18 protein-coding genes and 2 pseudogenes are annotated in these 21,616 nt (G+C 38.8%); 3 read left to right on the plus strand and 17 right to left on the minus strand.

What is annotated here, in order from left to right:
* Positions 1-72 precede the first annotated feature (72 nt).
* From deoD to EDC41_RS05885, 3 genes are all read right to left on the minus strand, one after another.
* Entirely contained in the window at positions 73-792 is a 720-nt protein-coding gene (gene deoD, locus EDC41_RS05875; protein WP_006247875.1) for a purine-nucleoside phosphorylase, read from the minus strand.
* A 20-nt stretch (positions 793-812) separates the two neighbouring features.
* Positions 813-1,589 (minus strand): deoxyribose-phosphate aldolase, encoded by a 777-nt coding sequence (deoC, locus tag EDC41_RS05880; RefSeq protein ID WP_006252726.1) that lies wholly within the window; start codon positions 1,587-1,589, stop codon positions 813-815.
* Positions 1,590-1,733: 144 nt separating this feature from the next.
* On the minus strand, positions 1,734-2,996 hold the full coding sequence (locus EDC41_RS05885) for a NupC/NupG family nucleoside CNT transporter (protein ID WP_006251823.1): 1,263 nt from the start codon (positions 2,994-2,996) through the stop codon (positions 1,734-1,736).
* A 180-nt stretch (positions 2,997-3,176) separates the two neighbouring features.
* Here EDC41_RS05885 and msrA point away from each other — a divergent pair, with 180 nt between their 5' ends.
* Positions 3,177-3,683: a peptide-methionine (S)-S-oxide reductase MsrA gene (msrA, locus tag EDC41_RS05890; protein ID WP_006247878.1), complete on the plus strand. Its 507-nt coding sequence runs from the start codon at positions 3,177-3,179 to the stop codon at positions 3,681-3,683.
* A gap of 36 nt (positions 3,684-3,719) precedes the next feature.
* Here msrA and EDC41_RS05895 read toward each other — a convergent pair whose 3' ends face one another.
* The 10 genes from EDC41_RS05895 to EDC41_RS05940 are packed head-to-tail and all read right to left on the minus strand — an operon-like array spanning position 3,720 to position 13,801.
* Positions 3,720-4,520 (minus strand): glycosyltransferase family 2 protein, encoded by an 801-nt coding sequence (locus tag EDC41_RS05895; protein WP_006251822.1) that lies wholly within the window; start codon positions 4,518-4,520, stop codon positions 3,720-3,722.
* Positions 4,520-5,488, minus strand: coding sequence for a glycosyltransferase family 2 protein (locus EDC41_RS05900; RefSeq protein ID WP_006251820.1), 969 nt, complete (start codon positions 5,486-5,488; stop codon positions 4,520-4,522). The genes EDC41_RS05895 and EDC41_RS05900 overlap by 1 nt, the downstream gene beginning before the upstream one ends.
* Positions 5,481-6,668 carry a hypothetical protein gene (locus EDC41_RS05905; RefSeq protein ID WP_006247881.1) on the minus strand — a complete coding sequence of 396 codons (1,188 nt, stop codon included), beginning with the start codon at positions 6,666-6,668 and terminating at the stop codon, positions 5,481-5,483. The genes EDC41_RS05900 and EDC41_RS05905 overlap by 8 nt, the downstream gene beginning before the upstream one ends.
* Before the next feature lie 10 nt (positions 6,669-6,678).
* Positions 6,679-7,464, minus strand: a complete 786-nt coding sequence (locus EDC41_RS05910) for a glycosyltransferase family 25 protein (protein WP_006251819.1) — start codon at positions 7,462-7,464, stop codon at positions 6,679-6,681.
* Position 7,465: 1 nt separating this feature from the next.
* Entirely contained in the window at positions 7,466-8,404 is a 939-nt protein-coding gene (locus EDC41_RS05915) for a glycosyltransferase family 52 (RefSeq protein WP_006251818.1), read from the minus strand.
* Positions 8,401-9,606 carry a flippase gene (locus EDC41_RS05920; RefSeq protein WP_006252722.1) on the minus strand — a complete coding sequence of 402 codons (1,206 nt, stop codon included), beginning with the start codon at positions 9,604-9,606 and terminating at the stop codon, positions 8,401-8,403. The genes EDC41_RS05915 and EDC41_RS05920 overlap by 4 nt, the downstream gene beginning before the upstream one ends.
* Before the next feature lie 9 nt (positions 9,607-9,615).
* The gene (gene neuC, locus EDC41_RS05925) at positions 9,616-10,800 is read right to left on the minus strand and encodes a UDP-N-acetylglucosamine 2-epimerase (RefSeq protein WP_006251816.1); all 1,185 of its coding nucleotides are present in this window, start codon (positions 10,798-10,800) and stop codon (positions 9,616-9,618) included.
* A complete protein-coding gene (locus EDC41_RS05930) occupies positions 10,801-12,060 on the minus strand; it encodes a cytidylyltransferase domain-containing protein (RefSeq protein WP_006251815.1) in 1,260 nt (419 codons plus the stop codon).
* Between the two features lie 59 nt (positions 12,061-12,119).
* The gene (neuB, locus tag EDC41_RS05935) at positions 12,120-13,157 is read right to left on the minus strand and encodes an N-acetylneuraminate synthase (RefSeq protein ID WP_006247887.1); all 1,038 of its coding nucleotides are present in this window, start codon (positions 13,155-13,157) and stop codon (positions 12,120-12,122) included.
* On the minus strand, positions 13,157-13,801 hold the full coding sequence (locus EDC41_RS05940) for an acetyltransferase (protein WP_006251814.1): 645 nt from the start codon (positions 13,799-13,801) through the stop codon (positions 13,157-13,159). The genes neuB and EDC41_RS05940 overlap by 1 nt, the downstream gene beginning before the upstream one ends.
* Positions 13,802-13,933: 132 nt before the next feature.
* Here EDC41_RS05940 and EDC41_RS05945 point away from each other — a divergent pair, with 132 nt between their 5' ends.
* A complete protein-coding gene (locus tag EDC41_RS05945) occupies positions 13,934-14,677 on the plus strand; it encodes a YdcF family protein (RefSeq protein ID WP_006247889.1) in 744 nt (247 codons plus the stop codon).
* Positions 14,678-14,753: 76 nt separating this feature from the next.
* Here the strand turns inward: EDC41_RS05945 and priA are convergent, their stop codons facing one another.
* The 4 genes and pseudogenes from priA to EDC41_RS05970 all read right to left on the minus strand — a co-directional run bounded on the left by priA (position 14,754) and on the right by EDC41_RS05970 (position 19,910).
* Complete coding sequence (gene priA / locus EDC41_RS05950; RefSeq protein WP_459562149.1) at positions 14,754-16,967, minus strand: primosomal protein N'; 2,214 nt, start codon at positions 16,965-16,967, stop codon at positions 14,754-14,756.
* A pseudogene (locus EDC41_RS05960) lies at positions 16,964-17,576 on the minus strand (LysE family translocator). Before EDC41_RS05960 ends, priA begins: the two are co-directional and overlap by 4 nt.
* Positions 17,569-18,466, minus strand: a pseudogene (gene rarD, locus EDC41_RS05965) (EamA family transporter RarD). Before rarD ends, EDC41_RS05960 begins: the two co-directional pseudogenes overlap by 8 nt.
* Positions 18,467-18,692: 226 nt before the next feature.
* A complete protein-coding gene (locus EDC41_RS05970; RefSeq protein WP_006251809.1) occupies positions 18,693-19,910 on the minus strand; it encodes a pyridoxal phosphate-dependent aminotransferase in 1,218 nt (405 codons plus the stop codon).
* Positions 19,911-20,097: 187 nt separating this feature from the next.
* Here EDC41_RS05970 and EDC41_RS05975 point away from each other — a divergent pair, with 187 nt between their 5' ends.
* On the plus strand, positions 20,098-21,402 hold the full coding sequence (locus EDC41_RS05975) for an isochorismate synthase (RefSeq protein ID WP_020824174.1): 1,305 nt from the start codon (positions 20,098-20,100) through the stop codon (positions 21,400-21,402).
* Positions 21,403-21,616: the final 214 nt, after the last annotated feature.

Raw genomic sequence — 21,616 nt, forward strand, 5'->3', positions numbered from 1 at the left:
AAGAATCAAAAATAACAAGCGGTCAAATTCTGCAAATTTTTTGCAAAATTTCACCGCTTGTCAGGTTAGAAATTACTGCTTATCGCCAATTAATACTGACTCTAACGCAATTTCAATCATACCATTAAAGGTTAATTGACGTTCTTCAGAGGTAGTTTGCTCACCGGTGCGGATATGGTCTGAAACGGTGCAAATTGCTAATGCTTTTGCTCCATACTCTGCCGCTACCGCATAAATGCCTGCTGCTTCCATTTCTACGCCTAAAATGCCGTATTTTTCCATTACATCAAACATTTCGACATCAGGTGAGTAGAATAAATCGGCTGAGAATAAATTACCGAAACGAGCTTCAATGCCTTTCGCTTTAGCTGCTTGGTGAGCAGCTAATGTCATATCAAAATCAGCAATCGCCGCAAAATCGTTATCACGGAAGCGAATACGGTTTACTTTAGAATCGGTACAAGCCCCAACACCGATGACAATATCACGCACTTTGACATCATTACGTACCGCACCGCACGAGCCGACACGGATAATTTTCTTCACGCCATATTCAGTAATTAATTCTTTAGCGTAAATCGAGCAAGATGGAATCCCCATACCGTGCCCCATTACTGAAATGCGGCGACCTTTATAAGTGCCGGTGTAGCCTAACATATTGCGAACATTGGTCACTTCTTTTGCATCTTCTAAAAAGGTTTCAGCGATATATTTAGCACGAAGCGGATCGCCCGGCATAATTACAACGTCAGCGAAAGCACCTTCAGGTGCGTTAATGTGTGGAGTAGCCATTTTATGTTCCTCTTTATTAATTAATAACCTTGAACAGCTTGCTGCTGTTCATCATTCAATGTTGCTAATAAATTAGCTAATAAACTTGATGCACCGAAGCGAAAATGTGATGCACTCACCCAGTCATTGCCTAAAATAGATTCCGCAAGTGCAAGATATTGGGCGGCTTCTTCCGAGGTTTTTACCCCACCTGCAGCTTTAAAGCCAACACGGTCTGCCACACCTAAATCACGAATGGTTTCAAGCATAATGCGGGCAGATTCAAGGGTAGCATTCACTGCCACCTTGCCGGTTGAGGTTTTAATAAAATCAGCCCCTGCTTGAATCGAAATTTCGCTTGCTTTGCGAATAAGCTCTGCTGATTTTAACTTGCCGGTTTCAATAATCACTTTAAGCAACACATTATTGGCAGCACAAACTGCTTTGCATTGTTTTACCAAGTCGAAACCTATTTGCTCATTACCTGCAATTAATGCTTTATAAGGGAATACCACATCTACCTCATCTGCCCCATAAGCAACTGCGGCTTTGGTCTCAGCTACCGCAATTTCAATATCATCATTACCGTGAGGGAAATTCGTGACTGTCGCAATTTTTACTTGCTCGATACCTTGCTGTTTCAATGCTTTGCGGGCAATCGGGATAAAACGTGGATAAATGCAAATTGCTGCCGGTGTGCCAAACTTGGTGTTCGCTTGTTGGCATAATGCGATGACTTTCTCATCAGTATCATTGTCATTTAATGTGGTGAGATCCATCAACGAAAGAGCAATCTCAGCGGATTTTTTTAAATTCATAGTGTCTCCTTTTATTAAATGCGTGGTGGTTGGTAAAATTTTATAAAAATCTGACCGCTTGTAAATAGACAAACCAAAAGCAACCGTTTACGTCAGATAAAAAAAGATAAAACCACTATTTCTAGTGGTTTTATACAAACTGGATTAGAGAACTGCTCCACCCAAGCCGATAAACAAGCCGGCAATGGTTGCACTCATTAAGTTGGCAAGTGAGCCAGCAATGACGGCTTTAATCCCAAGTCGGGCAATATCACCACGACGGCTTGGAGCCATTGCCCCGATACCACCGATTAAAATCGCAATCGAGCTGAAGTTCGCAAAGCCACAAAGTGCAAAGGTAATAATCGCAACAGTTTTATCCGTTAAATGTACGGTTGACTCAGGAGCTAAGTATTTAGCAAACTCTAAATAACCCACGAATTCATTTACCGCTAATTTTAAGCCGATCATCTGCCCCGCAATTTCTGCTTCTTCCCAAGGCACACCGATTACCCACGCAAGCGGTTTAAATACCCAGCCGAAAATTTGACCTAAGTTTAAGGTATCATAACCGAACCAGCCGCCAATACCGCCTAAAATACCATTCACTAATGCAATTAACGCCACGAATGCAATTAACATTGCCCCTACGTTTAATGCCAGTTGCATACCTGAAGAAGCACCTGAAGCTGCTGCATCAAGAATATTTGCCGGTTTTTCTAAATCTACCGCTTCTAGTTCATCACGGAATTTTTCGGTTTGTGGTACCATAATTTTGGCGAATAATAACCCTGCCGGAGCCGCCATAAAGGAGGCTGCGATTAAGTAAGTTAATGGTACGCCCATTCCTGCGTAACCAGCCATAACAGAACCTGCAATAGAAGCTAAGCCCCCTGCCATAATCGCAAAGAGTTCAGATTCTGTCATTTTGCTGATATAAGGTTTTACTACCAATGGAGCTTCAGTTTGACCAACGAAAATATTCGCTGCCGCAGACATAGATTCCGCTTTAGATGTACCTAATGCTTTTTGTAATAAACCACCTAAAATACGGATTACCCATTGCATCACACCAATGTAGTAAAGCAAAGAAATGAGTGCAGAGAAGAAAACAATCACCGGAAGTACACGGAAAGCGAACACAAAGCCGCCGCCGCCAAATACTTCAAACATTTTGTCGCTGACTAAGCCACCGAATAAAAATGAAATCCCTTCATTACCGTAAGAAATCACTTTTGACACACCGGTTGCCATCGCATTCAAGGCATCACGCCCTGCCGGCACATAAAGCACCAATGCACCAATAGCTACCTGCAATGCTAATGCGCCTAATACGGTACGCACGTTTATTGCACGTTTATTGCTCGAAAATAAAAATGCAATGAATAGTAAAACAATAATGCCTAAAAAGCTGTTAAGAGTACCCATAGAACCTCTAATTATAAATTGATTAAAAAAGGTGACGATACTATACCTATTTTTAGGCAAAAAATCTTGTGAAATTATCATCATTCAAGACAAAATTTGACAAAAACTAAATTATGGTATTTTATTATTCATCACAAGCAGTCAAATTTATCGAAAAATTTACAATTATAGAGAGGTAATATGCAAAATATTCGTGAAATTTACTTAGCCGGTGGCTGTTTCTGGGGCGTGGAATCTTTTATGCAACGGATTAAAGGTGTCATTAAGGCACAATCAGGCTATGCCAACGGTAATACCGATAACCCAAGCTATCAAGAGGTGTGTGCCGGTAGCGGACACGCTGAAGTGGTAAAAGTGACTTATGATGCCAATCAAATTAGCCTGGCAAAATTACTAGATTACTTCTTTAAAGTAATAGACCCGGTGAGCATTAACAAACAAGGTGGCGACATCGGTATTCAATACCGCACCGGTATTTATTATACCGACCCACAAGACGAACCGGTGGTAACCGCCGCACTTGCACAATTACAAACCCAATTTGATCAGCCGCTGGCAGTGGAAAACCAAATGTTAGAGCAATATTTCCCTGCCGAAGAGTACCACCAAGAATATTTAGTAAAAAACCCGAACGGCTACTGCCATATTGATATTCAACTAATGAATGAGATTTTGAAGAATCAATAACAAAAAACCACAGAGCAATCTGTGGTTTTTTTAGCTTTATTTTCTGAGCAAACCGTACACTTTTTTCAGTGCTGAAACCGGTAATAAACGAGGAATTGCACGCATTATGAAAATCCCAAAACCTGAAATCGGATCGTGAATCTGGCAGCGGTTTTTTAATTTATATAAACGCCATTCTGCCTCTGCTTGGGCCATTCCACGGCGTCTGCCAACCATTCCGTTACCGACTCGGGCATACACTAATAAATCCGGCAAGTTTGCCACTTGTTTAAATTGAGCAATGAGTTTGATCCATAAATAGTAATCTTCTTGCAGATCTTGATAGCCACCGACTTCCAACACTTTGGATTTCTGATAAGCAACCGTCATATGGTTAAACGGGCAACGCAAGCGAGTGAATCTGACGATTTCCTCCACCATGGTTGGTACATTGCGGTAAGCGACAAGATCGTGAATATCTTGCCCAAATTCAGCAATTTGGCCGCCAAAAATCACGGTTTCAGGATTCTGTTCAATAAATGCCACTTGTTTCTCGAAACGTTCCGGCATACAAATATCGTCTGTATCCATTCTGAAAACCCATTCATTCTTACAATAGGTTAGCCCATCATTTAGCGTTTTACCTAAACCTCGATTTTGTGGGAATTTCACCGCATTAATCGGCAAAATTGCACTATATTCTTCTACAATCGCCTCTAATTCAGGCGTAACTGTACCATCAAAACAAACAACGATTTCATCAGCCTGCACAGTTTGTACTTTCAAGCTTTCAAAACATTCTCTTAAATATTGCGGTTGCTCTTTAATGTATAACGACATTAAAACGGAAAATTTCATTACATAAACCTTTTCAAATTAATCGCCAACTTCGGCGAAATAAAAATAACCAACGCAATAATCAGTTGTTTGATATTTTTAGTCTGTTTAAACATCTCAAAATAATAACCGGCTGCCTTGCGGGATAAATTCATTACGTGTGGATAACTTAAAATATAAAGCGAATTGAGCTTAAAATTATTCGCCTGCTCAGGTGTTTTGATATACGTTTGTTGAATATACTCAATCGCCTTTTCTGTATTAGTGGTATCGGTTGAAACACTGGAGCGTTTGGTATGGAAAGTACAATAGGTCAAGGCTTCGTCCACATACAATGGCTCAAAACTCGGTTCTTCCAATAATTTCAGTAAGAAATCATAATCTTCAAGTGATCGCAAGCGGTCAGATAATCCACCAATTTTACAAAAGAGTGATTTTTTCAAGCCAATCATCGGCATTCCGCCAACTTTATTCGCTTTTAGAATGTTTTCTTTAGTTAGCTCACTTTTATGTTTAAACGGCTTGGTGACATAAGTAAAACCCTCATTTACCATTTCACATTTTGCCGGGTGGTACACAAAATTGGCAGTTGGATTGTTCGCAATCTCTGCCGCTAAACGTTCGCATTTTTCAGGCATAAAGCGGTCATCATCATCTAAAAACAGTAGCCATTCTTGTGTGGCATTAGTTGCCCCTACATTTCGGCTTTGTGCCGCCCCAACATTTGGGTTATTTCGCACCACTTTCACATCAAATGGATAGCTATAAATATGAGATAAACTATCTCTAGTAAGTAATTCTCTTACTTTTTCTTTAGTAGAAATATCGTTAAATTCATTTAAAATTCCTAAAGTTTCACTGACCGGTATTTTTGAGCAGTCATCAACAATGATCACTTCAAAATTATATGCCGTTTGTTGCTTTAAACTCTCAAGCAACGCATTGATTTCTTGATTACGGTTATAAGAAGGCACAATAATACTAAACATATTCAGCCTCTTTGTTTTTGCAAAAAAATGTTACATTTCGACCGCTTGTTCCAAACAGCGACAAGAACATTAGAAACAGCATCATCAGCCCCGGGAAAGCAAAGGTATCTGCTTTAATATTTAAAATAGCTAAAATGCCGATGGTGGATAAGGTAAAAATCCAACTGCCTTCAAACCAATTCACCGCCACTTTGCGTACAAAATAGTAAGTGAAGGCAAAACACGCCAACATATAACTTACTCCACCATATAATACTTGGCGAATATAGCCGGAATCCGATCCACCATAATAGCCACCAGTTTCGGTGTAATATAAACCATCACCGGAAATAAACTGATTTAAAGTCGGTAAAAACAGATGGTTTTTCACTAAATTATCGGTTGAAGAGCTGACTTTTCCGGTGCCGGACAATAAATTAATTACCGGTTCTAAGGCGTGTTCAACATAACGGTTTTCCGGAAAAACAATCGCCAAAAATAGAATTAACGCAGTGAAGGCAATCAGTGGCAATATATATTTCCATTTAAAATAGAGTGCAATACTTATTACTGACATTAATAAAAAGGTTCTACCGGAAATTAAACCAACACATAATAATAAAAATAAAAACCACTCATTCACCACATCTGTTTTTTTATTATATGCCAATAAAAAATGTAATAGCATTAAATAAAAAATGCTTAATTGGAAAAAGGCGGAAGAAGTGATGTTATATAAACGGTATTCTTGTTCCGAACCAAAAAAACGTGGCATCATTGCATTGCTGGATAATAAAAAATCCACCATAAACGGCAAACCTAATAAGGCTGTCACACCACAAATCCATTGAATAGCAATGCCGATTTTTAAATCACGAACGAATAAAGTTTTACCTTGTTGGTTATGATAAAAAACATTATAAATCGCAATCCCGAACACAAACAAAATCAGCATTTTGACATACATTGCCAGCACACCAATTTCTTTTGTACTGTTAATCAATAATGGAATAATGCTAAAGCCGATTAATGCAATAATTGCAATCAGGCTATCTTTAGGAATAATAATGCCATTCGATTTGCCCTTGATTATTTGGAAAACCAAATAGCCACAAGCAACAAGCCCGACTACAAACGACATTCTTAAAAAATGGAAAAACCACGGATCGTAAAGATAAAATAAGTTAATGAGTGCTGACATTTCAGACCTATTATGAATTTCGCTGAGTAAAATTACGTTTAATTGCCAGTAATTTTTTAAGTGGATATTTTACGGCTTTTTTAAATAAATTATTATTTAATGAACCACGTAAATCTTCCAAATTACTAATTAGAACAGGATTTTCTATCGCCATTAACGGGCGGACAATTAACACATCAAATTTGAAATTCTTTTCAAATAAAATAAAATCATCGGCAAGCCAGTATGGATTTTTTCCGGCACATTGTGCTAAAAACTGACAAGCGGTCGATTTTTTAATTAAATATGCAACCGTACCAGCAAAATAATTCAGGTAAGAATAAGCATATTTATATTGGCTATTCGGAATATTTTTTTGCAAAAAGCCAAAGGTTGATGGGTAATTAAGTTCTAATTCGCTATCGTTAAAAGTTGGAATTTTCGACTGCCCAACTAAAATAATATCGACTTTTAAATTTTGTGCTAATAAAGCATCAAGATGTTTTTGGAAATCATCGGCAAATAAGGCATCATCTTCACAGACTAGGCAGTAATCATCTTCCGCAATAGTTCTATCTTCGGCAATTTTTTGGTAAACGGCTAAATGGCTTAAAGTACAACCTACTTCGCCCTTAGTGGTTTTACGCCCATATCGCTGTTCAAACAGAGCCAAATCAAAATGGTTATTTAATGCCTCCCAATCACTACTCATTGTATTAATGGCACTGAACACCTCAAAATCTTCCGTATTAGGCTGGCTAAAAAATAGCTCTCGTCTTTTTACATCTTTTTCTAATGAAATTAAATATTTCTTCATTTTATTCTCTAATATCAACAATCTGAACGCCTAATTTTTCAAGCAATTCATAGCTCTCAATATAAGCAGGATTATCTACATTCACTCTTAATGCTACCACTTCAATATGGTTACTTTTATTTAAAATATTGATCACCGCACTACTAAAATAAGTATAGACTCTACATTTTTTATGGCTAAATTCTTGGAAAATATAATCTTCAAAAATTAGATTAGTATTAATGTATTCTACATTTTCTAATTCATATTTTTCTCTTGGATGCGGTAAATATAGATCAATGCCAAATTGTTGGATAACTTTTTCCGCCAATGCTATATTTTTTTCATCATCTCGTTCAAAAATAGGCTGTCCTAATAAAATATGGGTAATATCATCGTTAGATGGTGCTGTACCCACTGATTCAACCTGATTAATGAGATCAATATAAACCGTATTTTCAATAATATTCGGAAAATTTTTGTAAATTGTATAATGAGTTTTAGAGCGTTGTTTCAGCTTTTCTAGGCTATATTTATTACCTAAAAAAAAGTTAATCAATTTTCGATTTAACCCAATATTTTCAGCTTGATAGAAAATACTGTTTTGTGCAATATTAGCTGTGCCATCATCAAAGGTATTGAGTTCTTGAAATGAAATGGCACTTAACAGAAATTGAATTTCTAACTCATTGATATTTGCTAAAAAGACTTTATTAAACTTCTTACCGCCAAAAGTACGTTTTAAATAAATAATTTCTTTTAATAATTGAATACGCTCGCTATGTTGTTGCATCGCAAAAAATTGTTCGCACTTTTGGGCTAATCTAGCTTGGTAAAAATCAAATTTCGCGTTTTTTACCGTAGAAAGCATCACCCCATAGAATCGCTCATTAGGGTGCATTTCAATGATTTTTTCAGCAATCAACACTTGCAAGGGCGTGCAACAAATAATTAAATTCATACGGTTTTTCCTACTTTTGCCGTCATTATATAAAGAATCGGAATAATGCTGATTGCACCAATGATGCTGGCAAAAGGAATATATTCAATTTTAGTAAAAGTTAAAGCAAATAGTGCAACTAAATAAAAAATAGTAGATAAAATCGAGCAAAGCGAAATTAGCTTATTTTTGCCATAAAAAAACAAATAATTGACTAAAATGAGGTAAGGCACAACCAACATTGTCGCAATTAAAAAGAGAATAATGTAGTATTTTGTTCCTACAAATTGGCTACCCAGAATCCATACCACTAATTCTTCCGGAATAAACCACATCACAATAGCAGGTAATGGTACAATAAATAAGGCATACAACGCCCATTTGTGGATATGGCTGACATTAATTTTTTTCTGCTTTAAGGCTTCATAAAAATAAGGCAGTGTTGCTTTATTTAAGGCTTGAACCACAATGGCTAGAATCATCGCAATTTGAGCCCCCATTGCATATAAACCTAAATCCTCTTCGCTAAATTTATGGTAAATAAATACTCTGTCTAACTGTCCTTTTAAGAAAATACTGGAATGGTGCAAAATCAACGGAATACCAAAGCCGAATAAATACAATAAAGCAGTTTTATGGCGGGCAAGGCTAAATTTCTTCGTTTTTGCTCTTTTAGCATACAAAAAGTAAGCGATTAGAAAGACTAAGCCATTACTCATCAAAATCGCTAAAATCCGCTTTTCCACTAAATCGGTCTTAAAATACTCCATCATTGCAACGGTAATAACTGCCGAAAAAATCGCCGACATTAATTGAATCGTTGTATAAGCAAGTGCCTGTTTTTGACACTGCCTTACACTAAGCTGTACATTCAAAAACGACTGGAACATCGCCCCAATCGCTACATAAGCAATAATTTCAGACTGGAAATACCAGCAACCCAACAGGATAAGCAAAGTTGCACAAAGAGTATATAAATACCCTGTACTCAAGACTAAATTTAGTGAACGCTTACCATAAAAATAGAAATAGCGAGCAACCGCACCGTCTTGGCTAAGCCCGATAAAAATTACAAATAAAGCGGCAAAGGTTTGGTAGTAGGAAAGCTCCCCATAACCTGCCACGCCGAGTTTGCGTGAAAAGTAGGGTAAGAGCAAGAAAGGAATTGACTTTGACGCCAATTCCCCAATTAAATAAATCACACTGTCTTTAACTGCTTTCATAGTTGCAAATTATTCTGATTTTTTGACCGCTTGCGAGAAAGCAACATCATAAAATCCTTTCGGTTGAGTATGGTGGCTGTCTGCTAAGAATATTTTGATTGCATTGTAAGCCTTTTCCATCGCGTTGTCTTGAAAATATGGATTTTTCATACTCGGTAAACGGTGTTGGAAATCGGCTGAAATCAATTTTTCGATACCATCTATGATAGCCTGTTCATTACTCTCTACATCAATTACGCTCTCACCCCGTACTCGCCCTTGCTGGCGATTACCGATATTTAGCGTACCAACACCACAACTCGGTGCTTCAATCAAGCCTGATGAGCTATTACCAATCAACCCATTCGAATATTTAATCAACGCTAAATACTCTTCCGGTTTGACTGAGGTGAAAAACTTAAATTGATTTTCATCGGTGTAAGCCTTAAAACGTGCATAAATTTGCTCTGAATTGGTGTCTGAATTTGAGCCGATAAAGACGAATTGGTATTTGTCTTTAAACTGCTCAAAAGCATTGAGTAACGCCTCAATTTGCTCCAACACGGAAACATCGGTTAAGGTTTCCGGGTGGAAGACCACTAAAAAATAAGGCGATGCCGGAATCCCTAATCTCTCGACTAATTCTGCTTGGGTCGGCAACACTAAATCCAAACTATTCTCCGCCCCTAGAGAACCAGTATTCACCACATTTTCGGGCAGCTCGCCCATTTGAATCACACGCTGTCTATATTCTTCAGTTGAAGTTAAATGCAATTTCGACATTTTGGTAATACAATGGCGAATAAATTCATCGTAATTACCTAATGTTTGCTCACCACCGTGCAGATGAATCAGCGGAATATTATGCATCGCCGCAGCCGTTGCCACCGCCAACATCTCGTAACGATCGCCTAGCACAATCACCGCATCATAACGATGTTGCTGGAAATGTTCGCCAAATCGATCTAAACACTCTGCCATTGAATGAATAATGGTCTGATTATTTTCACTGTTTAAGGTAAGCGGAATACGAGCTGCAATCTCAAAGCCATCTTGCCCAATGACCGTCACCGTATTGCCATATTGCGGATCCAAATGCATCGCAGTAACAACCAGAGAGAAATTCACAGTCGGATCTTGTGCTAATTTTTGTAATAAACGCTTTACAATCCCGTATTCGGCACGAGATCCGGTAATATAGGCAATATTTTTCATTTAGTTGAGCTCTTTTTCCAAAATAGCGGTTAATTTTTCATAACCTTTTGCATTTAAATGTAATCCGTCATCGCTATAGCTTAAATCCAATTTGCCATATTTATCGCTAAATGCCTGATCTAAGCTAATCCATTTCACCGCTAAATTATCTTTAAGATATTGATTTAACAAGCGAATATCGTTGTTATTACGATCGACTCTAAATGCAGTTAGGGTAATTTCCAAGAAATAGAGATTAATATCTCCACGAATTGCTGTTAATTGTGCAATTAAATGATTAATATCTGCTAGAATTTTTTCATCACTCCAGCCAGCATATACAATATCATTAGTACCGAACATTAAAATAATGTCTTTAGGTAAAGCAGAAATTAAACCTTCATCCAAAATCAGATCACTGTATTGTTTTGTTGAAATACCTGCAATTCCTAAATTATTAACTGCCTTACCGTTTAAATGTTCAATATCCCAATATTCAATGATCGAATGCCCGATTAAGGCTATCTCTTTCACTTCTTTAAAGTTCTCTTTTTTCATTAAAATCGAACGTTTAATGGTTTCAAGTAAGATTTTTTCTTTATTGCGTTGTTGCAGAATAAAGTAGAAGTACTCGAAATCTTGGCGATCATCAATATCAATAGAAACGTCTTTATCCATAAAATAGGCTAGACATTTCGCACCATAGAAGTGTCTTTGTTTAAGATAGGCTTCTGGCTTAGCTGTAAAAATAGCTCCATTCGGTGAATATTCAGGATTATGCAATTGGCGTGCATAGTTAGAATAATCCAACTGAAAATGCTTTAGGCTCTCGTCTTCCTCAATCATACGAGTCAATGTCGTAGGTTTATGGGCATCAGAAACAGATACTAAGAAATCAAATTGTTCGAAATTTTTCTCAAATTTTTCACACGATTCCTTAATATGCTCTCCTGATCTCAACGGCGAAGTTGGTTGAAGTAGCATAAAATAGTCAAACTCTACTGATCTATATTGATTTAACACATCTTCAATCACGACAAAAGTACTCGCCTTATCACTGGCTAAATGCTCGGCACGTTTAATAAATTCAATTGGATAATGTGAGAGCAAATCAATGTATTCTTGGGAATCAGTACTAACGATAATTTTCTCAAATTGCCCCGACTCAATCGCAGCTTCAATAGAATAGGCCATTAACGGCTTACCGTTGGCTAATAATACATTTTTATTCGGCAAGCCTTTTGAACCGGCTCGGGCTGTAATAATTGCAATTTTTTTCATAAATTTGACCGCTTGTTAAACACAAAATGATGGAGCTTTCATCCCATCACTATATTATATTACATCTGATTTTCAAAACGAGAATCTTGAATTAATTGATCTTCTTCAAAATCCTGTTGTGCTTCTTTACCTAGCACATCATACCAAAACATCGGGCTAATGCCATTACCGGGGCGTTTAGTCGTAATATTTTCGGTTGTAAAAATTTCGCCTTTTTTAATTGGACGTGCCGCAATAATTGATTTTCTTGCCACAATTTTATTTTTTGCTTCCGAATTAGTGACTAATTTCTCGGAAGAACCCAGCGATTTTTCCACCGCACGAATGCCTTCACACAGTAATTTCAGCTCTTCAGGTGTAACCGAAGCTTTATGATCCGGACCTTCAAAGTTTTTATCTAAGGTAAAATGTTTTTCAATGAAGGTAATGCCGTAAGGTACTGCCGCCAACCCTGCAAAATAACCGGCAGAGTGGTCAGAAAAACCTAAACTATAGTCGCCAAACTCCTGTTTTAGCTGATGGAACGCATTTAAATTCACATCTTCATAAGGTGTCGGGTACTCGGTATTACAATGTAAAATCGTAATATCTTTTTTCGCTACACCGTTATCTTCCAATACTTTTAATGAGGCTTTTGTTTCTTCAATGGTTGCCATACCGGTAGAAATAACGATCGTCTTGCCTTCAATCGGAAGTCGTGCAATTTTTTCTAAATACGGCAAATTGGTTAATTCACCAGACGGAATTTTCCACACTTTTTGTTGTTGGCTTGCCAAGAAATCAATCGACTCGAAATCGAATGGCGTAGAGAATACCTCTAACCCCAATGAACGAGCGTAAGCCTCTAATTTCACAAACTCCTCATAAGGTAACTCTAATTTGCGGGTCATTTCTAATTGGGAATCAGCGGTGCCGGTCGTTACTTTTTGATACTCGGCTTTAGGGGCATATTTAGAGATCAACTTATCCGCTTTAAAGGTTTGGAATTTCACCGCATCGACACCACACTCTTTCGCTACATCAACCATTTTCTTTGCTAACGCAGGATCGCCGTTATGGTTACAACCGATTTCTGCCACAATAAATACATTTACCATTATTTTATATCCTTAATATATTTTGCTGGAACGCCTGCTACAACTGTGCGAGGCTCCACATTTCTAATTACCACTGCACCGGAGCCAACCAATGCACTTTCACCCACTCTTAGCTGTCCGTTCACAACAGAGGAACTACCAATAAAAGCATGATCTTCGACAATTACATCGCCATTTAGTGTCGTATTGGTTGAAATATTGCAATGACTGCCGATAAAACAACCATGCTCAACCAGCGATTTAGTGTTAATGATCACATTATCGCCTACGGTTACGCCACTGTTTACAATTGCCATTTTTCCAACAAACACTCCAATGCCTAGAGTGGAATTTTTGGACACCAATGCGGTTTTATCTACCACATTAATTATTCTACACTTATATTTTTGTAGCTTAGAGAATTTTTCTAAACGGTAACTATTATTTCCAATACAAATAAAATAGTGATAATTATCTCGTTTAGAAAAACAATCAATTGTTGAAGCTAGAATAGGATAACCTAAGTGCACACTACCTTCAGGCTTAAAGTTATCGATAAATCCACAAAATTCATATTGTTCGTGATCAAGTGAATCTAACACTGATTTGGCATAGCCACCGGCACCGATCAAAATCAATTTTTCTCTTTTAGACTTTTGTTGCATTGCTATCACCCATGATGAATTTCAATTCATATGGAGTATTCTAATACTTTTCAAGATAGAAAAATAGACAAGTCTTATATAATTTAGGAAAATGAACATATCTTTACTTATTTTTACTACGATATTCTTTCTATGTTCGAGTTCATTAAACTGATCACCGCAATGATCCTCCCGCCATTTAATATTATTTTGCTGTGGTTGTTAGCATTAATCCTCTTTTCTTTAGGCTATAAATACGCTGCTTACTTCTTTGCCTTGTTAGGTATTCTGATTTTATATATCTTCAGCATTCCCTATACTTCACAGAAATTAGGGGATTCATTAGTCGAAGCAGAGCCATTTACCATAGAGAAATATAAAAATGCTCAAGCGATTGTGGTGCTAGGTGGCGGGCTACGAGACAGCCAAGAGTTATTCGGCAAACTGGCAATTACCGGTATTCCGCTGGAAAGAATGCGTTATGCCGCTTATCTGCATAAAGAAACCGGCTTACCGATTTTAGCGACCGGAAGCAGCCCAAATGGGACTTCTGAGGCAAAGGTTATGGCAGATGAATTTAAAATGTTCTTCAATATTGAGACCAAATGGCTGGAAAATAAGGCGAAAACCACCAAAGAAAATGCGATTTTCAGCCGTGAGATTTTAGAAAAAGAGAATATTCATAAAATCATTCTTGTTACCAACCAATGGCATATGAAACGGGCTGAAATGCTGTTTAGCCAACAAGGATTTGAGGTGATGTCTGCCAGCGTCGGTTCTGGCGATACGCCCGATCATTACAAACTCAACTTTATGCACTTTATTCCGCAAGCCGGTGCAATGAATAGCAATATGCTGGCATTAAAAGAGTGGATTGGTTATTGGAAAGAGAAATAACCGAAGATAAATAGCAGCAAGGCAGGTTTTCACCTGCCTTCTTTTTGCAAAAAATCAGTCAAAAACAACCGCTTGTCTAACTAATCTCTTGTGGGTCAATGTCGATATTCAGCCTGATATTATTCGGAATGTTTAAACTTTCCCTTTCTTGATCAAAGGCATCGAGTAGCTGTTGTAATGCTCCTCGGAGAGGGTGTTGAATCAGCAATAACCAGCGGTAATGTCCTGCTTTCTTCGCCATTGGGGCTGAAAATGGTGGAGGGAGCTGGAAGCCTTGCCCGTTTTGTTGCTGGATTTTTTGGCTAAAATAATCTGCTAATTGCTCAAGCAGCTGTAAGATTTGTTGATTATCTTTGCCGGTCGCTTTGAACAAAACTTGCGAGGAAAATGGTGGCAAACTCATTAATTGCCTCATTTTTAACGCCTCATCAGCAAAAGCTCGGTAGCCTTGTTCCAGCAAGGTTTTAAGCAGTGGGTGATCAGGGTAATGGGTTTGTAGCACCACTTCGCCTTTTTTCTCCGCTCGCCCTGCTCTGCCTGCCACCTGTATGTAAAGCTGTGCTAATTTTTCTTCCGCACGAAAATCAGTTGAAAATAACGCTGAATCCACATTAACAATCGCCACCAACGTCACATTCGGGAAATGATGCCCTTTTGCCAACATTTGCGTACCAATCAAAATTTGGCTTTTGCCCTCTCGAATAGCGGTCAAATGGTTTTCCAATGCACCTTTGCGAGCGGTAGAATCTCTGTCTATACGAGTCACTTGGTAATGAGGGAATTGCTGATTTAGCACCTGCTCAAGTTGTTCTGTGCCGACACCGGTAGTTATTAAATGGGTTGAACCACAATGTCCGCATTGGCGGGGAATTACCCTTTGGGTGGCACAATGATGGCAACGCAACACTTTTTGCTTTTGGTGGTAAGTAAAAGGCTTATTACACGCCTCGCACTCACAAACCCAACCGCATTCGTGACAAAGTAATACCGGGGCAAAGCCACGGCGATTTAAAAACAGCATCACTTGATTGCCTTGCTCTAACTGGGTTTTCATCATTGAAAGCAAGCGCTCCGACAAACCGGCAGTTACCCGTTGCGTTTTTAAATCAATAATCTGCTGATTGGCAAGTTGTGCATTGCCAGCCCGAGCGGTTAGTGTCAGTTCGATAAATTTCCCGTTTTGCACATTGTGCAAACTTTCAAGACTTGGCGTTGCCGAGCCCAGCACAATCGGAATATTTGCATTTTTCGCCCTAACCACCGCCAAATCCCGTGCGTGGTAACGCCAACCGTCTTGTTGCTTAAACGAGCTATCGTGTTCTTCATCTAAGATAATCACGCCCAATTTTTGAAACTGGGTAAATAAAGCAGAGCGAGTGCCGATTACAATCGCACTTTCTCCATTTTTCGCCCGCAACCACGCATTTAACCGCTCAGTTTCGTTCATATTCGAGTGCAATACGTCAATTTCAACGTTAAAGCGAGCTTTAAAGCGTTGTACCGTTTGCGGTGTTAGCCCGATTTCAGGCACAAGCAGCAGCACTTGTTCCTCTCGCTTAAGCACCGTTTCAATTAACTGCAAATACACTTCGGTTTTGCCCGAGCCTGTTACGCCATTGAGTAAAAAGCTCGCAAAAGTGGTTTGTGCATTTAAACGGCTGACCACTAAGGTTTGTTGTTTATTTAAGATCAGCCGATTGTTAGTATTTACTAACGGAAATTCACCTAGTGAGTCTTGCCACGCTTGTGCCATAAACGGCACATCAATTTTCTCGATATACCCTTTTTCGAGTAAGCCTTTCCAAGCAGATGGGCTACAAGCGGTCGGTTTTTCAAAATATTTTGCACATTCGGCAAGCTCGGTTAACAGTTCCACCTGCTTTTTGGCTTTTTTATTTTCACCGATAATCAGAGATTTCCGCCCTTGCTCCGTCACCACAAAATAATTCGATTGAACTCGCTCAGTGGAATCGCCATTGCGTAATTTTATCGGTAAGGCTCCGGTTAGCACTTCACCAATCGGGGCGTGGTAATAACGAGCCGCCCAGTTCAGCAGTTGCCACATTTCTGAGTCAAAAATCGGGCTAGAATCCAACGCTGCTTTAATCGGTTTGAGTTTTTCGGTTGGCACATCACTAGTTTGCGGGAAATCGACCACAATGCCGATTTTGGTCTGGCGACCAAAAGGCACAACCACCCGCCCGCCTTGGCAGGCATTGAATGCCGGAGGTAGCAAATAATCAAAATAACGATGTAACGGCACATTCAGTGCCACTCTGATTAATCTCACTTCTCTAAACCAATTTTGATTGCAAGCCCGATAAATATCGAGCCGCAGATTTTATTTAACCAATTTCCAAAGGTTTGATTATGCCGTAAAAAACGCCCAACAGGTGCAGCGGCTAAGACTAAAATACTTACCCAAATAATGCTGGTGGATAAAAACGTTAGCCCCAACAGCATAAAAGGTATTTTCCAAATTACTGGATACAAACTGCGGCAATAACGCCAAGAAAAAGAGCAATACTTTCGGGTTTAATAGATTGGTAATCAACCCTTGACAGAATATCTTCCATAGAGGAAGTTTGTCTAGATTGATTTTCTCTAACACCAACGGCTCTCGCCACATTTTAATGCCGAGATAGCAGAGATAAATTGCCCCTGCGTATTTCAGAAAATTAAATAAAGTGGGCGAATGTGCCACAATGCCTGCAAGCCCGAGTGAAACCGCAAGAATATGGCATAAAATGCCTGCTAGAATGCCGAATGAAGACATTAAGCCCGACTTTTTCCCCTCAGCAATAGTGCGAGTTAAAATATAGATAGTATCCGAACCCGGTGTAAGATTTAGCAGAATACAAGCGGTCAAAAATCCCCAATAATTTACAATATCACTCATTATTCACACTCAATTTACGTTTACGCTGCTGACGAAGAGCAAACATACCATCTAATACTAAAAATGAAATGGAGATCAACAAGCAAATCATCAACAAGTAAGATTCATTTGCTAACCTTTCGCCAATTAAGAAAGACACCACCAACATCAATAGTGGCTCAACATAGCCTAATAAACCAAGCAAATTAAAGGGTAAAATCGTGCTGGCTAGCGTATAGCTGATAAGTGCAGTGCCACTAATTAAACCCAGTAATGCAATAAAATAGTAAATATTGGGGTTTTGTGTTTCGACATATTGCATATCGGTTTGAGAGATAAAATAACAAGCTACAGGGAGCAAATATAAAATTTCTACCACAAAGCTATGTAAATGGCTTAAGCCAAACTTTCGGCGAAGGTAAAAATAGATTGGGTAACCTGTGCAAACAAATAAACTTGCTATCGAAATTTTTCCCGTAAACAAAATATTACTCGCTACACCAATGAAAGCAACCACAATCGCCAACCATTTATTCAAGGAAAGCGTTTCTTTATAAACCACTTTGCCAAATGCCACCATAATAATCGGCATTAATAGATAGCCCATTGAAACCTCAATCGCTTTTCCGCTATTGGGAGCCCATAAAAACCCACATCTGCCCGCCCACAATAGATGCCGTGATTAAAATAACCAGCAATAAATAAGGCTCTTGCTTTAGGCGTTGAAGAAATACCCAAAACTCATTTTGTTTTTTAAATAAGTATAAAGCAAGGAAAAGAAAAGGAATCGTAACCAGCATACGAATGCCGAAAATGCTCACACCTGCCAGCGGTTTTAGAAAGATCGCCAAATAGTACATACAGCCGAATAACACTGAGGCTGAAAGAGATAAAAGAATGCCTTTTAACATAGTGATAAGAAAGTAATTATTTTTTAATTTTTCAAATCTCCCCTACCCCTCTTTTCTAAAGAGGATTGTCGAGTTCTAAATAAATGAATAATGTTCGGAGGTAGGGGCGGGTCCAGTGCCCGCCCGCAAATTAATATCGTTAGCGGACAGGCACAGGACCTGTCCCTACTGATATTATAGAACTTACAACCCTGCTTTTATAAAGTGGGGTAAAGGGAGATTCGACTTAGTCTTGACGATAGGTTTTCAAGAAATTCGCAAGGCGACCAATCGCTTCTTCAATTTGATGTGCATAAGGCAAAGTTACCACACGGAAGTGATCCGGTTTTTTCCAGTTAAAACCGGAACCTTGCACTAATAGCACTTTTTCTTGTTGCAACAAATCGTAGATGAATTTTTGGTCATCTTTAATGCCGTACATTTCGGTATCAATTTTCGGGAACATATATAACGCCCCTTTCGCTTTTACACAGCTAATACCCGGAATTTGTACCAATAATTCGTGCATTTTATTTCGTTGTTCCAGCAAACGACCGCCCGGCAACACAAATTCATTGATACTTTGATAACCACCTAATGCGGTTTGAATGGCGTGTTGCATCGGCGTATTGGCACATAAACGCATAGAAGAGAGCATATCCAACCCTTCAATAAAACCTTTGGCTTGATGCTTCGGACCGCTCAGCACCATCCAGCCCTGACGGAAACCGGCAACACGATACGCCTTGGATAAACCGTTATAAGTTACGGTTAATACGTCCGGTGCAAGAGCAGCAATATGGTGATGTACCGCACCATCATAGACAATTTTTTCATAAATTTCGTCAGCAAAAATAATTAAGTTATGCTGACGGGCAAGTTCTGCAATTTCCAGCAAAATTTGACGGCTATACACTGCTCCGGTCGGGTTATTCGGGTTGATAACCAAAATCCCTTTAGTGCGAGGCGTGATTTTCGATTTAATATCTTCAAGATCAGGGAACCACTCATTTTCTTCATCGCACAGGTAATGCACTGCTTTACCACCGGCTAGGGTTGAAGCTGCTGTCCATAACGGATAATCAGGCATTGGAATTAGAATTTCATCGCCATCATTTAATAACGCCTGCATCGACATTGTAATCAGTTCAGATACGCCGTTGCCGATGTAAACATCGTTTACATCCATACCACGCATACCTTTTGATTGATAATATTGCACAATCGCTTTGCGGGCAGAATACAAACCTTTTGAATCACAATAGCCTTGTGCGGTTGGAAGATTACGAATCACATCCACTAAAATTTCATCGGGTGCTTCAAAGCCAAAAGGGGCTGGGTTACCGATATTTAATTTTAAAATTTTATGCCCTTCTTCTTCTAAGCGAAGTGCCTCTTTATGAATTGGCCCACGGATATCGTAACGAACCTGAGCTAACTTATCTGATTTGGGAAAACGATCCATTGTAAACTTCCTATAATGTATTATCTAATTGTAGTCTCATCCCGCTGTTCAAAAAATCGGTAATTCGGAATGAATTTGTAAACATTACTCTAATTTGGGAGGAAAAAAAAGAGGAAATACGTTAAAATGGAGACCTTTTTTTCAATCAGCTAAAAACAAGCGGTTTCTTTTTCTGATTTTTTTGCAAATGCTTATTTTTCATCAATTAAAACAAGAACTTACAAAAAGTTACTCAAAAGTGGGAAGAGAGCAAGGATTGGTCGCCATTCAAGCCTCTATGCCGCTATTGGAGGCAAATATTCCGCTACTCGGTTGGTTGAAAACACAAAAAACAAGCTACCCTCACTTTTTTCTGCAATATCGTGATACAGATCAGACCATTGCCACCATTGGCACACTTCGCCAATTTTATACGCTAGAAGCTGCACAATCTTTTATTCAACAACATCATTTCCCGTTAATCGGCGGGCTTCAATTTGAAGGCAATACGCAATTTATTTTGCCTCAATTTTCATTGGTAAAAAATCAGCAAAATTTAACCGCTTGCTTCTATTTTGATAGTGATAACTTTGAACAACAAGCGGTTATTTTTGAACAATTTCTTGCAAATTTCAGCCAAATTACCGAATTAGGACTAACGGATAATCCGCTCGTTTCAATGAGTGCCACCAGCCATTTTGAGCAATGGAAAGCCAATATTGAAAAAGCGATTATTTCTATTGAGCAGGGCGATTTTCAAAAAGTGGTATTGGCAAATGCGATGAGACTTCATTTTGAGCAACCCATTTGTGCTTACAGCTTGCTGGCACAAAGCCAAAAAACAAATTTAGGTTGTTACCACTTTTTATGGGCGGAAAGTGCTGATGTTGCCTTTCTTGGCTCAACCCCTGAGCGGCTATATCAACGCCAAGGGCTATACTTTTCTACCGAAGCCCTCGCCGGCACCGCTGCGGTTACCACCAGTGAAGTGCAAACCGAACTCAATGCACAATGGCTGTTAAGTGATCCCAAAAATATCTATGAAAATCAATTAGTGGTTGATGACATTGAAAACCAACTCAAAGATTGCGTGACCGAATTTGCAGTATCCGAGGCAAAAATTAAGCGTTTGCATAATGTGCAACACCTACGCCGCCAAATTCAAGCAACGCTCAAACCGGACACCTCAGATTCAGATTGCTTAAGCAAAATCCACCCAACTGCGGCAGTTGCAGGGCTTCCCCGCCAAAAAGCAAAGGGTTTTATTACCGAAAATGAGCCTTTTACCCGCCATTGGTATGCAGGTACATTAGGCGTAATGGGCAACGAGGAAGCCGAATTTTGCGTAACACTCCGTTCTGCATTAATTTCACAAAATTCAATTACGCTTTATGCCGGTGCCGGCATTGTGGCAGGCTCAGATCCACAATCGGAATGGCAAGAAATTAAACGTAAGGCACAAGGAATGGCAAAACTGTTGGATGTTGATTTAGTAACAAAAGGGGAACTGTAAGCTAGACTTTCAGAACTTAATCTCTTAATTATTTCTTTCTATATTTTCATTTCCAACTTCCCAACAAAATATATTATTGCCACCAAATTAGTAGTGAATATTCCATAATTAAAAAATTTGGGGCTGTAGTAGATTAGCATCACTGCTATACTACAAAAATGAAGATAACCCATTGTAAATTAAAGAAATCTTTGCAGAAAAAGCTTCTTGAATT

The organism is Mannheimia haemolytica (assembly GCF_004342115.1).
GTDB lineage: Bacteria > Pseudomonadota > Gammaproteobacteria > Enterobacterales > Pasteurellaceae > Mannheimia > Mannheimia haemolytica.